This window comes from Vannielia sp. SX4, from assembly GCF_052828525.1.
The window spans coordinates 1481614-1495578 of the sequence record NZ_CM128247.1; the positions used below are offsets into that span (position 1 = coordinate 1481614).

The 13965-nt window shown below is 64.8% G+C and carries 14 protein-coding genes; 6 read left to right on the top strand and 8 right to left on the bottom strand.

Features of this window, described 5'->3' with window-relative positions:
- Positions 1 to 2 precede the first annotated feature (2 nt).
- The 5 genes from ACUXVX_RS07330 to sucC form a co-directional block, all read right to left on the bottom strand.
- A complete protein-coding gene (locus tag ACUXVX_RS07330; protein WP_446311017.1) occupies positions 3 to 2969 on the bottom strand; it encodes a 2-oxoglutarate dehydrogenase E1 component in 2967 nt (988 codons plus the stop codon).
- Positions 2970 to 3044: 75 nt separating this feature from the next.
- Positions 3045 to 3926 carry a succinate--CoA ligase subunit alpha gene (gene sucD, locus ACUXVX_RS07335; protein WP_222470203.1) on the bottom strand — a complete coding sequence of 294 codons (882 nt, stop codon included), beginning with the start codon at positions 3924 to 3926 and terminating at the stop codon, positions 3045 to 3047.
- A gap of 63 nt (positions 3927 to 3989) precedes the next feature.
- Positions 3990 to 4547: a hypothetical protein gene (locus tag ACUXVX_RS07340; RefSeq protein WP_446311018.1), complete on the bottom strand. Its 558-nt coding sequence runs from the start codon at positions 4545 to 4547 to the stop codon at positions 3990 to 3992.
- Positions 4548 to 4550: 3 nt separating this feature from the next.
- Positions 4551 to 5063, bottom strand: coding sequence for a hypothetical protein (locus ACUXVX_RS07345; RefSeq protein ID WP_446311019.1), 513 nt, complete (start codon positions 5061 to 5063; stop codon positions 4551 to 4553).
- Positions 5064 to 5068: 5 nt separating this feature from the next.
- Complete coding sequence (sucC, locus tag ACUXVX_RS07350; protein ID WP_222470200.1) at positions 5069 to 6262, bottom strand: ADP-forming succinate--CoA ligase subunit beta; 1194 nt, start codon at positions 6260 to 6262, stop codon at positions 5069 to 5071.
- Between the two features lie 231 nt (positions 6263 to 6493).
- Here sucC and ACUXVX_RS07355 point away from each other — a divergent pair, with 231 nt between their 5' ends.
- Positions 6494 to 7597, top strand: coding sequence for a glycosyltransferase family 2 protein (locus ACUXVX_RS07355; protein WP_446311020.1), 1104 nt, complete (start codon positions 6494 to 6496; stop codon positions 7595 to 7597).
- A 3-nt stretch (positions 7598 to 7600) separates the two neighbouring features.
- Here the strand turns inward: ACUXVX_RS07355 and ACUXVX_RS07360 are convergent, their stop codons facing one another.
- Together ACUXVX_RS07360 and mdh are read right to left on the bottom strand one after the other, a co-directional pair.
- Positions 7601 to 8455 (bottom strand): hypothetical protein, encoded by an 855-nt coding sequence (locus tag ACUXVX_RS07360; RefSeq protein ID WP_446311021.1) that lies wholly within the window; start codon positions 8453 to 8455, stop codon positions 7601 to 7603.
- A gap of 22 nt (positions 8456 to 8477) precedes the next feature.
- Complete coding sequence (gene mdh, locus ACUXVX_RS07365; RefSeq protein ID WP_222470198.1) at positions 8478 to 9440, bottom strand: malate dehydrogenase; 963 nt, start codon at positions 9438 to 9440, stop codon at positions 8478 to 8480.
- Positions 9441 to 9606: 166 nt separating this feature from the next.
- On the opposite strand from mdh, the gene ACUXVX_RS07370 reads away from it, so the two are divergent.
- Positions 9607 to 10338, top strand: coding sequence for a sulfite exporter TauE/SafE family protein (locus ACUXVX_RS07370; RefSeq protein WP_446311516.1), 732 nt, complete (start codon positions 9607 to 9609; stop codon positions 10336 to 10338).
- A gap of 18 nt (positions 10339 to 10356) precedes the next feature.
- Here ACUXVX_RS07370 and ACUXVX_RS07375 read toward each other — a convergent pair whose 3' ends face one another.
- Entirely contained in the window at positions 10357 to 10665 is a 309-nt protein-coding gene (locus ACUXVX_RS07375; RefSeq protein WP_222470197.1) for a hypothetical protein, read from the bottom strand.
- Between the two features lie 334 nt (positions 10666 to 10999).
- On the opposite strand from ACUXVX_RS07375, the gene ACUXVX_RS07380 reads away from it, so the two are divergent.
- Genes ACUXVX_RS07380 through ACUXVX_RS07395 form a run of 4 tightly spaced genes read left to right on the top strand, consistent with a single transcriptional unit; the run spans position 11000 to position 13711 of the window.
- On the top strand, positions 11000 to 11866 hold the full coding sequence (locus ACUXVX_RS07380) for an HpcH/HpaI aldolase/citrate lyase family protein (RefSeq protein ID WP_446311022.1): 867 nt from the start codon (positions 11000 to 11002) through the stop codon (positions 11864 to 11866).
- 42 nt (positions 11867 to 11908) lie between these two features.
- A complete protein-coding gene (locus ACUXVX_RS07385; RefSeq protein ID WP_446311023.1) occupies positions 11909 to 12469 on the top strand; it encodes an NnrU family protein in 561 nt (186 codons plus the stop codon).
- A 4-nt stretch (positions 12470 to 12473) separates the two neighbouring features.
- The gene (locus tag ACUXVX_RS07390) at positions 12474 to 12677 is read left to right on the top strand and encodes a DUF1737 domain-containing protein (protein WP_222470194.1); all 204 of its coding nucleotides are present in this window, start codon (positions 12474 to 12476) and stop codon (positions 12675 to 12677) included.
- Positions 12677 to 13711: a MaoC family dehydratase gene (locus ACUXVX_RS07395; protein WP_446311024.1), complete on the top strand. Its 1035-nt coding sequence runs from the start codon at positions 12677 to 12679 to the stop codon at positions 13709 to 13711. Before ACUXVX_RS07390 ends, ACUXVX_RS07395 begins: the two co-directional genes overlap by 1 nt.
- The last annotated feature ends 254 nt before the right edge of the window (positions 13712 to 13965 follow it).

Here is a 13965-nt window from a genome sequence, read left to right on the forward strand (position 1 = left end):
GATCAGTTTCCTTCGATTCCGAGCGCCTCGTTCACGAGCGCTTCCTGTTGTGCCTTGTGCTGCGAGGCGAGACCGGTGGCAGGGGAGGCCGAGGTTGCCCGGCCTGCGTAGATGGGGCGGCCGAACTTGGCGTCGATCCGGCCCAGCACCCATTCGATGTTGGGTTCGATGTAGCTCCAGGCGCCCTGGTTCTTGGGCTCTTCCTGACACCAGACCATCTCTGCCCCTTTGAACCGCTCCAGCTCCTTCACGAGGGAGATGGCGGGGAAGGGGTAGAACTGCTCGACGCGCAGCAGGTAGACATCGTCGATGCCGGCTGCGTCGCGGGCCTCCAGCAGGTCGTAGTAGACCTTGCCCGAGCACATGACCACGCGCTTGATCTTGTCGTCGGGGGCCAGCTGGGTGTCGGAGTTGCCGTGCTCGGCATCGTCCCACAGAACCCGGTGGAAGCTCGACCCGGTGGTGAACTCTTCCATCCGGCTCACGGCCATCTTGTGGCGCAGCAACGACTTGGGCGTCATCATGATGAGCGGCTTGCGGAAGCTGCGGTGGATCTGACGGCGCAGGATGTGGAAGTAGTTGGCCGGGGTCGTGCAGTTGGCGACGATCCAGTTGTCTTGCCCGCACATCTGCAGGAAGCGCTCGAGGCGGGCGGAGGAGTGCTCCGGCCCCTGGCCCTCGTAGCCATGCGGCAGCAGGCAGACGAGGCCCGACATCCGCAGCCACTTGCTTTCGCCCGAAGAGACGAACTGGTCGAACATGATCTGAGCGCCGTTGGCGAAGTCACCGAACTGGGCTTCCCACAGGGTGAGCGCGTTGGGTTCGGCGAGGCTGTAGCCATATTCGAAGCCCAGCACCGCATACTCAGAGAGCATCGAGTCGATGACCTCGTATTGCGCCTGCCCGGAGCGGATGTGGTTGAGCGGATAGTAGCGCTCCTCCGTCTCCTGATTGACGAAGCCGGAGTGGCGCTGCGAGAAGGTGCCGCGGGTGCTGTCTTGCCCGGCAAGGCGCACCGGGTAGCCCTCGGTGAGCAGCGAGCCGAAGGCCAGTGCCTCGCCCGTGGCCCAGTCGATGCCCTCGCCCTTTTCGATCATGTCGGCCTTGGCGCCCAGCATCCGCTGCACCGTCTTGTGCAGGGCGTAGCCCTCGGGGGCCGTGGTCAGCGCCTTGCCGACTTCGCGGAAGGTCTCTTCGGCGATCGCCGTCTCGCCGCGCTGGTACTCTTCACCGCGACGGTCAAGGTGCGACCAGCGGCCATCGAGCCAGTCGGCCTTGTTGGGCTTGTAGTTCTTTCCGGCTTCGAACTCGTCATTCAGGTAGCTCTGGAAGGCCGCCTTCATGTCTTCGATCTCGCCTTCGGGGATCAGCCCGTCCTTCACCAGCCGCTCGGTGTAGAGGCTCAGGGTCGTCTTGTGGCCCTTGATCCGCTTGTACATGATCGGGTTGGTGAACATCGGCTCATCGCCCTCGTTATGGCCGAAGCGGCGATAACAGAAGATGTCGAGCACCACGTCCTTGTGGAACTTCTGGCGGAACTCGGTGGCCACCTTGGCGGCATGCACCACGGCTTCGGGGTCGTCCCCGTTGACGTGGAAGATCGGCGCTTCGACCATCAGGGCGATGTCGGTGGGGTAGGGCGAGGAGCGCGAGAAGTGCGGCGCGGTGGTGAAGCCGATCTGGTTGTTCACCACGATATGGATGGTGCCGCCGGTGCGGTGGCCGCGCAGGCCCGAGAGGCCAAAGCACTCGGCCACGACGCCCTGACCGGCAAAGGCCGCATCGCCGTGCAGCAGGATCGGCAGAACCTGCGTGCGCTCCTTGTCGCCCAGCTGGTCCTGCTTGGCGCGGGCCTTGCCCAGCACCACGGGGTTGACCGCTTCGAGGTGCGAGGGGTTGGCGGTGAGGCTGAGGTGGACGGTGTTGCCATCGAACTCACGGTCGGAGGAGGCGCCGAGGTGATATTTCACGTCGCCGGAGCCATCCACGTCCTCGGGTTTGAAGCTGCCGCCCTGGAACTCGTTGAAGATCGCGCGGTAGGGCTTGGCCATCACATTGGCCAGCACCGAGAGGCGGCCCCGGTGGGGCATGCCGACGACGATCTCCTTCACGCCGAGATTGCCCCCGCGCTTGATGATCTGCTCCATCGCGGGCACGAGGCTTTCGCCGCCATCAAGGCCAAAGCGCTTGGTGCCCATGTATTTGACATGGAGGAACTTCTCGAAGCCCTCGGCCTCGACCAGCTTGTTCAGGATCGCCTTGCGGCCTTCACGGGTGAAGGCGATTTCCTTGCCCAGCCCCTCGATGCGCTCCTTCAGCCAGGAGGCCTCCTCAGGGTTGGAGATGTGCATGTACTGCAGCGCGAAGGTGCCGCAGTACGTGCGGCGGACGATGTCGATGATCTGGCGCAGCGAGGCGAACTTAAGGCCCAGCACCTGATCGATGAAGATCGGGCGGTCCATGTCGGCATCGGTAAAGCCGTAGCTCTTGGGATCCAGCTCGGGGTGGGGCGTCTGATCCTGCATGCCCAGCGGGTCGAGGTCGGCCACGAGGTGGCCGCGGATCCGGTAGGCGCGGATCAGCATGAGCGCGCGGATGCTGTCGAGCACGGCGGTCTTGATCGCCTCTTCGCTGACAGGCGCGGCGCTGGCTCCGGCGGCGTCCTTGATCTTCTTCGCGGCGCCCTTGCCTTCGGGCGTGGCCTCGGCGGGCCACTCGCCGGTGAGCGCGGCGGTCAGGTCATCGCCCGGCATCGGCGGCCAGTCATTGCGGGCCCAGCTCGGCCCCTTGGCCTCGGCCTTCACATCGGTTTCGCCATCGCCCAACTGCCGGAAGAACTCGGCCCAGGCGCCATCGACCGAGTTCGGGTCGTCGGCGTATTTGGCGTAGAGCTGTTCGAGATAGGCCGCGTTGTGCCCCTGCATGAAGCTGGAGGCGTGGAAGAGGTCGTTGGGGCTTTGTTCGGTCATGATGCCACCTGATGTGTTGAAGGCCACGGGCGGAATCCCCCGCCCGCGGCCAGTGTCGCGCGATATGTGCCGGGCTTAGCCAATCGCCTTCAGCACGGCTTCGCCCAGCGTTGCGGGGCTGTCGGCCACCACGATGCCTGCGGAGCGCATAGCTTCGATCTTGCTCTCGGCGTCGCCCTTGCCGCCGGCCACGATGGCGCCGGCATGGCCCATGCGGCGGCCCGGAGGGGCAGTGCGGCCGGCGATGAAGCCAGCGACCGGCTTCCAGCGGCCCTTCTTCTTTTGCTCGGCGAGAAACTCGGCGGCCTCTTCTTCGGCGGAGCCGCCGATTTCACCGATCATGATGATCGACTGGGTCTCGTCGTCGTCGAGGAACATGTCGAGCACGTCGATGTGCTCGGTGCCCTTGATCGGGTCGCCGCCGATGCCGACAGCGGTGGACTGGCCGAGGCCCGCATCCGCCGTCTGCTTCACGGCCTCATAGGTCAGGGTGCCGGAGCGGGACACAACACCAACGCTGCCGCGCTTGTGGATGTGGCCGGGCATGATGCCGATCTTGCAGGCGTCGGGGGTGATGACACCGGGGCAGTTGGGGCCGATGAGGCGCGAGGAGGAGCCTTCGAGCGCGCGCTTCACGCTCATCATGTCGAGCACAGGGATGCCCTCGGTGATGCAGACGATCAGCTCCATCTCGGCGTCGATCGCCTCGAGGATCGAGTCGGCGGCGAAGGGCGGAGGCACGTAGATGACCGAGGCGTTGGCGCCGGTCACATGCTTGGCCTCATGCACCGAGTTGAAGACCGGCAGATCGAGGTGGGTCTGACCACCCTTGCCGGGGGTCACGCCGCCGACCATCTTGGTGCCGTAGGCGATTGCCTGCTCGGAGTGAAACGTGCCCTGCGAGCCGGTAAGGCCCTGGCAGATCACCTTGGTGTTTTCGTCGACAAGAATGGCCATCGGTGTTTTCCTTGCTTCTTTGTCACTGCGCCGCGCGGGGCGCTCGGGTGTTGCGTGTGCTGCTCATTGCGGGATCACCGCATAGGCATTCAGACGGAAGACGCCGGGCCCCATCGAACCCTGCATCATGGCCTCGGGCGGCTCCATCGCGCCGAGGAGGGTATATTCGCGCCGGTCGTTGAGGTGGCCCTTGGGCATCATCGCAAAATGGCCGACCGGCGGCATTTGCTCCATGACCTTGCCGCCCGACATGGTGATGCCCTCGCCCTTGGGGGCGAGGTCGAGGAAGGCAGCCTCCACCGGGTCGACCGGCTCCTGCCCGGCAATGCCGCCGACCTGCTGCACCATGCACTCGCGCATCTCGCGATCCGCGCCATAGCGGTAGCTGCCGATCACCAGAAAATCGCCCTCGCCGGTGGCGAACGTCACCCAGGAGCCGTCCTCGGTTGCGGCAAAGACCTGCTCGCCGCCCGGGCCGGGCACCTTGGCCACTTCCCGGAGCGCCGCCTCGCCCTGCATCGCCGGGCGGCAGTATGCGTCGAACAGGTCGAAGGCACGGGGCACGTCGATCTGCGCGGCAGCCGGGGTGGCGGTGAGGAGGAGGAGGGCGAGGGTGCGCATGGCTCAGTTCCTCACCGGGAAGGTGAAGCGCACGTCATTGTCGGTGGTGCCGACGCAGACAGGGTCCTGCCCGCCGGAGGTGAGGCCGATGCTCATGCCATCGCCGCGGTCCCATCCGGCGCAGCCCTCGATCTCGGTGGGCGTGGCCGGGATGCCGGCAACCTCGAGAAAGTTCTCGAGGAGCAGCGTGGCATCGGCGGAGGGCTGGTTGGTATGGGCGACCGAACAGATTGCCCCGTCCATGTAGAGCGAGATGTAGATCTGCGAGGTGGGGTGGCTGATCTCGGCCATCCCCATCTCGGGATCGGAGAACACCTCCCAGCCGCGCGGCGCGAAATAGGCGGTGGTGACATCCTTGTCGCCATTGCCCATCACGCAGGCCGCCCATGCCCCCATCTGCGCCTCCACCCCTGCGGGGTTGGAGAGCTGCATCGTCATCTTCTGAAGCGCGATGACATCCTGCGCCGCCGCCGGAGTGGCAGCGAGGCAGGCGAGGAGGGGAAGGGCGGCGCGCATCAGGCTCAGCCCTTCACCGCTTTCACGATCTTCTCGGCGCCGTCCGAAAGGTCGTCGGCGGCGATCACGTTCAGGCCGGAGGTGTTGATGATCTCCTTGCCCTTTTCCACGTTGGTGCCCTCGAGGCGGACCACCAGCGGCACTTGCAGGCCGACTTCCTTGACCGCGGCCACCACGCCCTCGGCGATCACATCGCAGCGCATGATACCGCCGAAGATGTTGACGAGGATGCCTTTGACGTTCGGGTCAGAGGTGATGATCTTGAACGCCTCGGTGACCTTCTCCTTGGTCGCGCCGCCGCCGACATCGAGGAAGTTGGCAGGCTCGGCGCCGTAGAGCTTGATGATGTCCATCGTGGCCATCGCGAGGCCCGCACCGTTGACCATGCAGCCGATCTCGCCGTCGAGGGCGATGTAGTTGAGGTCGAACTTGGAGGCGGCGAGTTCCTTGGGGTCTTCCTCGGTCTCGTCGCGCAGCTCGGCGATGTCGGGATGGCGGTAGATCGCGTTGCCGTCGAAACCGAGCTTGGCGTCGAGCACCTTCAGCTCGCCGTTGGGCATCAGGATCAGCGGGTTGATCTCAAGCATCTCCATGTCCTTCTCCATGAAGGCCTTGTAGAGAATGCCCATCAGCTTGACGCATTGCTTGACGGCGGCGCCCTCCAGCCCGAGGGCGAAGGCGACGCGGCGGCCGTGGTAGGGCTGGTAGCCGGTGGCCGGATCGACGGTGAAGCTGAGGATCTTCTCAGGGGTCGAGGCGGCGACCTCCTCGATGTCCATCCCGCCCTCGGTAGAGCAGACGAAGCTCACGCGGCTGGTGGCACGGTCGACCAGCAGGGCGAGGTAGAACTCGGAGGTGATGTCGGAGCCATCTTCGATGTAGATGCGGTTCACCTGTTTGCCGGCGGGACCGGTCTGGTGGGTGACGAGGGTCTTGCCCAGCATCTTCTTGGCTTCTTCGGCGGCCTCTTCGACCGACTTGGCGAGGCGGACGCCGCCCTTTTCGCCGGCGGCTGCTTCCTTGAAGGAGCCCTTGCCGCGGCCACCTGCGTGGATCTGTGCCTTAACCACCCAGAGCGGGCCGTCGAGTTCGCCGGCGGCGGTCTTGGCCTCATCGGCCTTCAGCACGGCCCGGCCATCGGAGACCGGGGCGCCGTAGGAGCGAAGAAGGGCCTTCGCCTGATACTCATGGATGTTCATGAAGCTGTTCCTCAAGCTGCGGTTCGATCCCGTCCTTGGCACAGCAGACGCGCCGCGCAAACAAAAATCACCTTCAAATGCGGGGGTTGGGTATGATTAATGCGATTTGTGATCACAGCCAAGAATTGTGTGATCACAAGTTAACGGGGTGCTAACGCTATCAGGAGAATCACCGCCCGGACCGCGTGGCAGGGCTGGCAAGACTCGGGCCTCCGCGCTAATCATGGCGCCATGAACGAGACCACCGATCAGGGCGAAGAGCCCGCCGAAGCGCCGCAGCCGGACCCAAAACCTGAGGCCAAACCCGAGCCGACTTGGGCCGTTGTGGCCACCGTGCGTGAGCCCACCGAGCTGGTGCTGGCCTTTGTCGCCCACCACCTCGAGTTGGGCGCCCGGAAGATTTTTATCTATCTCGACGACCCCGACGACCCCGTGCGCCCGATGCTCAAGCAGACGGGCCGGGTCAAGGCGATCAGATGCAATGATGCCTATTGGAACCGGGTGAACGGAGAGCGCGGACGGCCGGAGAACCAGAATGCCCGGCAGGCGATCAATGCCACCCAGGCCTACCGCCAAGCCAAGGTCGATTACCTGCTGCACCTCGATGCCGACGAGTTCCTGCACATGGCGCGCCCCTTCGGTGAAGAGGTCGCGCGGCTGGAGGACGATGACGTGTGGCTGCGCATTCCGGCGGTCGAGCGGTGCTGGCTTGCGGGCGACCGCTCCGAGCACATCTTCTCTGGCGTTTTCCGCCACCCGATCAAACAGGCCCCGCGGATCGCCCGCCGGATCTATGGTGACAAGGTCGCGCCCTTCCTCGCCAACGGTCTTGCGGGCTCGTCGCACGGCAAGCCGCTGGTGCGGACCGGGCACAAGGTGCAGTTGCAGGTGCATGCCGCCAAGCTGCCGGGCAAGAACAACGGATGGGCGCCGCACAAAAAGGCCACCGGCCTGCACGTGCTGCATTTTGACGGGCTGACACCACTGCATTGGGCGGCCAAGACATTGCGTTATGCCGAGCAGGGAGACGAGGCCATCGGCAGCCTGCTGCATGATGAACGCGCGCGGCAGGTGCGCCACGTGCGCGACAACATCACCAACATGCCCGACCTGCTGCGCTTCTTCCGGATGATCACCGGGCTCACCCCCGATCAGGCGCGGGCGCTCACCGAGCACGGGCGCCTCAGCGCGATGAAGATCGACCCGGAAGCGGCGATGCGCCGGGCTTTCCCGGATTTCGAAGCCGATTTTTCGTTCAGGGCTTTCGACCTGAAGCTGGGGGCTGAAAACGCCAAGCGGCTGATGCAGAAGATCGCGGCCAACAAGGCGGCCTGACGGTCAGTCGCGGTTGAACCATTGTTGCAGCCGCTTGCGGATGCCCCAGCTGAGTGCCCGGCCAAAGCCCGGTAGACCTCGTCTGAGCAAGGCTTTCACCTTTGCACCGTCTCCGCCCAACGTCCTGTCGGCCGCAAGCAGCGCATCGATCTGCTGATACACTGCCGGGCCGACGATCGTTTTCACCTGGCGCATCTGCCTTGCCCGGTCACCGGCCTCGACATGACGGTGCAGCCGGGGAAGGTGTAGCAGGCGGGGCGCGGCGAATTGCTCGGTGTAGGCCTCGAGCAACTCGAGGGTCATGAAGTTGTACTCATCCGGCAAGACCCACAGACGCAGGTCGGACTCGTAAACACAGGCCCGAAAGACGGGTTGGTCGCGGTCGAGCCCGCTCTTCTCCAACGTGGTCACCACGCTCTCGGCCAATGCGCGCACACGGGGATCCTTGCGAAAGACCAGCACACCGGTGTTCAGCTGCGGAAAGGCGGCGGGCAGCGGTGTGCCGAGATGTGTCGTCGCCACATTCGAGTTGCGGCGGGGCTCATGAGCAGCGGCAAGATCGAAGCGGTCGAGAATGGTGAAGGCGTCATCCATCGGAGCGATGCAGAGAACATCGGCGTCCAGCAGGATCGTCCGGTCAAAACGGCTGCGCTGCATCGCCTCGAACTTCGGACGGAACCACGAGTTCCGCAGCGGGATGACCTGCGCGAAGATGTCTGCGGTGACCGGCTGGTCGCAGAACAGATCTATCGGGTGGTTGGGGTGATGGCGCCGCAGGCTCTCGGCGGCGCGAATGGCCAGCGGCACGTAGGCCGCACCGCTGACCGCAAAAACGAAGCCCTCTGTCGGGGGCTTCATTATGTTTGGCTCGTCCGCCAGATCAGGTGAGCGAGTTGTCGATGCCCTTGCAGGCCTCCACGAGGCCTTTCACGGCGTCGACCGACTTGTCGAACATCTGCTGCTCGTCCTTGGTGAGCTTGATGTCGACCACCTTCTCGATGCCGCCGGCGCCGATCACGGTGGGCACGCCCACGTACATGTCTTTCACGCCGATCTCGCCGTCGCAGTAGGCGGCACAGGGCAGAACGCGCTTTTGGTCTTTCAGGTAGGCCTCGGCCATCTCGATGGCGGAGGTGGCGGGCGCGTAATAGGCCGAGCCGGTCTTCAGCAGGCCGACGATCTCGGCGCCGCCGTCACGGGTGCGCTGGATGATCGCGTCGAGCTTTTCCTGCGTGGTCCAGCCCATCTCCACGAGGTCGGGCAGCGGGATGCCGGCGACGGTGGAGTAGCGGGTAGAGGGGACCATCGTGTCGCCGTGGCCGCCGAGCACGAAGGCGGTGACATCTTTCATCGACACGCCGAACTCGAGGCTCAGGAAGTGGCGGAAGCGGGCCGAGTCCAGCACGCCGGCCATGCCGCAGACCTTGTTGGTCGGCAGGCCCGAGAACTTTTGCAGCGCCCAGACCATCGCGTCTAGCGGGTTGGTGATGCAGATGACGAAGGCGTCGGGGGCGTGCTGCGCGATGCCCTCACCCACGGACTTCATCACTTTGAGGTTGATGCCGAGCAGGTCGTCACGGCTCATGCCGGGCTTGCGCGGCACACCGGCGGTAACGATGCACACGTCGGCGCCGGCGATGGCGGCGTAGTCGGTGGTGCCGGAAAGCGCGGCATCGAACCCCTCGGAGGGGCCGGATTCAGCGATGTCGAGGGCCTTGCCCTGCGGTACACCGTCGGCGATGTCAAAGAGGACAACGTCCCCGAGTTCTTTCATTGCGGCAAGGTGGGCGAGCGTGCCGCCGATCTGTCCCGAGCCGATAAGTGCGATCTTCGGTCTGGCCATTATGGGTGTCCCTCATTGGTGACATGAAATCTCGCCACGCCTAGCCAATGGCTTGAGGGCGTGCAAGGCTGCATTGCAGCGAAGATGCCGCACCTGCACAGGCATCGGGGGAGGAAAGGGCAGAAGATGCAAGGAGTTGGCGCCCGTGTGGCCTGATCCGTGGGTGATGGCCGTGGCGGTGCCTGCGGTGATTTTCGCAGGCGTCTCAAAGGGCGGTTTCGGCTCGGGCGCGGCCTTTGCGGCAGCGCCGATTCTCGCCCTCGCGATCGATCCGCGCCTTGCCGTGGGGCTGATGCTGCCGCTCCTGATGCTGATCGATGTCTTCACGTTGGGCAGCTTCTGGAAGCAGTGGCACACCCCCTCCGCGCTGGCGCTCTGCCTCGGGTCACTGCCGGGCATCGCGCTGGCGATCTGGCTCTTTCAGGTGGCCGATGCCGATACATTCCGGCTGCTCATCGGCGCCATCGCGATAGCCTTCGTGCTCTACCAGTTCGCCCGCGGGCGCGGCTGGCTGCGCATCCCCGACAGGCCTTACGATCCTGTCACCGGTGGGGTCGCGGGGGCGGTTGCCGGGTTTACCAGTTTTCTCAGCCACGCGGGCGGGCCGCCGGTGGCGGTGTTTCTGCTGGCGCAGGGCATGGGCAAGACGACGTATCAGGCGACGAGCGTCATCGTCTTCTGGGCAATCAATCTGCTGAAGTTTATCCCCTATGCCGCGCTGGGCATCTTTACCCGCGAGACTCTGGTGCTCGACCTCTGGCTCGCGCCCGCGGCGATCTTGGGGGCGTGGCTTGGAGTGAAGGCGCATCACATGGTGCCCGAAAGGCTGTTTTTTGGGCTTACCTACGTGCTGCTGCTGGCCACCGGCTCCAAGCTCATTTGGGATGCGCTGACCTGAGACAGCGCACCCGCGCGCTCAGGCGTCTTTTTCGCCGGTCGGGATCAGGGCCTCTTCGACCAGCTCGAAGGCCTTGCCGGAGGCGACGAGGCAGGTGATGCCGTTGGGCATGGTTACCGTGACTGTCCATGTGCCGCTCTCGAGGTTGGCGAAAGTCTCCACCACCTGATTGTTCGCACCCAGCCCAATGGCCTGACGGCTCTCGCCATAGCCATCGGCGAGGCGTGCCACGACCTTTTCACGGTTGGCGCAATTGCGGTTCTGGGCCTCGGCCCCGGTGGCTGCAAGGCAGGCAAAGCCGGCAGCGAAGAAGAGAAGTTCTTTCATGGTCCAAACCCTTTTTGACAGCGTGGCCCCATGTCGGGCGTGCCCGGCTTTGCCGGAGGCATGGGTGGCGCATTCTGCGCCGGTCATTCAAGGTCGGACTGATTATTGCCGCTGAAACCTGGCAGCCCTGCCAGCAACGACCCTCCAGCCGCCCGACTCACAAGACAGATGCTGCGCCGGGATTGGTGAGCATCCCGTTAACGCTCCTGAACGCTGCAGTAACGCTCATCGGGCAAGACCGAAAATTGCGCCAAAATGCCGGTTTGCAGAAATGATCTTGCGCGGCGGCGCAGCATTTGTTCTTTCTGCACCTGCAACCGACCGGAGAGAATCAATGCCCGCCACGCGCCCCTATCGCTCGCTGCTCTATATTCCCGGCTCCAAGCCGCGTGCCTTGGAGAAGGCAGCCACGCTGCCCTGCGACGCGATCATCTTCGACCTCGAAGATGCGGTGACGGCGGAGGCCAAGGAGGAGGCCCGCGCGCTGCTGGCAGAAACGCTGACCGGCGCCGACTATGGCCCGCGCGCCCGGATCGTGCGTGTGAACGGCGCCGACACGAAATGGGGTGCCGCCGACCTAGAAGCCATGTGCAAGGTCGCGCCCGATGCGCTCCTTCTGCCGAAGGTAGGCCATGCCGATGAAATCGCCGCCGTGAAGGCGCAGCTTGATGCGGCGGGCGCCACGGCCACGAAGATCTGGGCGATGATGGAAACCCCGGCAGGCATCTTCAACGCGCTCTCCATCGCGCAGGCCCCGGGCATGGGCGGCTTCGTGATGGGCACCAACGATCTGGCCAAGGAGCTGAACTGCCGCAGCCGCGCCGACCGCCTGCCGATGATGTTCGCCCTCCAGCAATGCCTCATGGCCGCCCGCGCTGCCGGAATCGTGGCGATCGACGGGGTCTATAATGCCTTCAAGGACGATGATGGGCTGAAGGCCGAGTGCGAGCAGGGCCGCGACCTTGGCTTTGACGGCAAGACCCTCATTCATCCTGCGCAGCTTGAGATCACCAACGCCGCCTTCGCCCCCTCCGACAGCGAGATCGACCTTGCCCGCCGCCAGATCGCGGCCTTCGAGGAGGTCGAGGCCAGCGGGCAGGGGGTGGCCGTGGTCGACGGGCGGATCGTGGAGAACCTCCACATCGAGACCGCCCGCGCTACGCTGGCCAAGGCAGAGGCCATTGCGGCGATGGCCGAATGAAGGCAAAGTGAACTCGACGGTTCACTTTGAGAGGACACCCCGATGGCACTCCCGCTCACCCTTTTGATCGCCGGCCTTGCGCTGTGGTGGCTCGCCCACCTCTTCAAGCGGATCGCGCCCGAGCGGCGTGCCGCGATGGGCAATGGCGGGCGCGGGGCGGTGGCGTTGGCGGTGCTGGCCGCCGTTATCCTGATGATCTTCGGCATCCGTATGGCCGATGCCTCGCCCGACATCTGGTATCCGCCTTACTGGCTGCGGCACCTCAACAACCTGCTGGTGCTGATTGCGCTCTACTTTACCTCGCCCGGCCCGTCGAAAGGCGCGCTCTTCTACAAGATGCGCCACCCGATGCTCACCGGCTTCGCGCTCTGGGCCTTCGCGCATCTGCTGGTCAACGGCGACCTCGCCACGATGACTCTGTTTGGCGGCTTGCTGGTCTGGGCACTGGTCGAAATGGTCGTGATCAACCGCGCCGAGCCGGAGTGGACCCCGCCGCCGAAAGGCTCCATCGCCAAGGATGCGATGTTCCTCGCCATCTCGGTGCTTCTCCTCGGCCTCATCGGCTGGATCCACGGCCTGCTGGGCTACCCTGTGTTTGGATAACCTCATGAAACTCTACCGCTTTCTCACCGAAGACGACACATCGGCCTTTTGCCACAAGGTCACCGATGCGCTGAACAAAGGCTGGTCGCTCCACGGCGACCCGCAATACTCCTTCGACGCCTCCAACGGCGTGATGCGCTGCGGGCAGGCCGTGGTGAAGGAGGTCGAGGGCACCTACACGCCGGACACCAAGCTGGGGGCGCACTGATGAGCAAGACCAACGCGGGCCGGTTTTTTGAAGACTACACGCTGGGCGAGGTGATCCGCCACGCCGTGCCGCGCACCGTGGCCGAGGGCGAGCGGGCGCTTTACCACGCGCTCTACCCTGCCCGCCACGCGCTGCATTCGTCTGACGTGTTCGCAGGCGACTGCGGGCTGGAAGGCTCGCCGCTGGACGACCTCATCACCTTTCACGTGGTCTTCGGCAAGACCGTGCCGGACATCTCGCTGAACGCGGTCGCCAACCTCGGCTATGCCGAGGGCCGATGGCTGAAGCCGGTGTATCCGGGTGATACGCTCAGCAGCGAGTCCGAGGTGATCGGGCTGAAGCAAAACTCCAACGGCAAGTCCGGTGTGGTCTATGTGCGCACCACCGGGCGCGACCAGACCGGGGAGCCGGTGCTGGAATACGTGCGTTGGGTGATGGTGCGGAAGGGGGACTTGGACGCCGCGGCGCCGGAAACCACGATCCCCGATCTGGCTGACGTGGTGGCGCCGGAGAGTCTGGTGATCCCCGAGGGCCTGACCTTCGCCGATTACGATTTCACCGCCTCGGGCGAGCCGCACCGCTGGGGTGACTATGCCAAGGGCGAGGTGATCGACCATGTCGACGGTTCGACCATCGAAGAGGCCGAGCACATGCTTGCGACGCGCCTGTGGCAGAACACCGCCAAGGTGCATTTCGATGCCACCTTCCGTGAGGATGGCAAGCGGCTGATCTATGGCGGTCATGTGATATCGCTGGCGCGGGCGCTCTCGTTCAACGGGCTGGCCAATGCGCAGATGCTGGTGGCGATCAACGGCGGCGCGCATGCCAACCCCTGCTTTGCCGGAGACACCGTGCGCGCCTGGACAGAGGTGCTGGACACCGCGCCGCTGACCGAGGATATCGGCGCGCTGCGGCTGCGGCTGGTGGCGGTGAAAGGGGGCGAAAGCCTTGCCGGTGACCTGAAGGGCGAGGATGGCAAATACCTGCCCCACGTGCTGCTCGACCTCGACTATTGGGCGCTCATTCCGCGGTGAGTCCGGTGTGTCTGCGCCCGGCAACGGAGCGACCCGCACGGGCCGCATTTTGTGATCACGACTTTAAAAACTGTGATCACAACGCTCGAAAAACTGGCTGTTAGCGCCTGAACTGCGGCGCTTTATCATCGGTTTAACCCGTGACTCGGCCCGTGAAAAATGCAAATGGAGAGGCGCAGCACCCCCGTGCGGGCCTCCCGCGCGGCACGCCACCCCATCCGCGCCGCGCCCCGGCTCCACCGCCCGGCGACCGC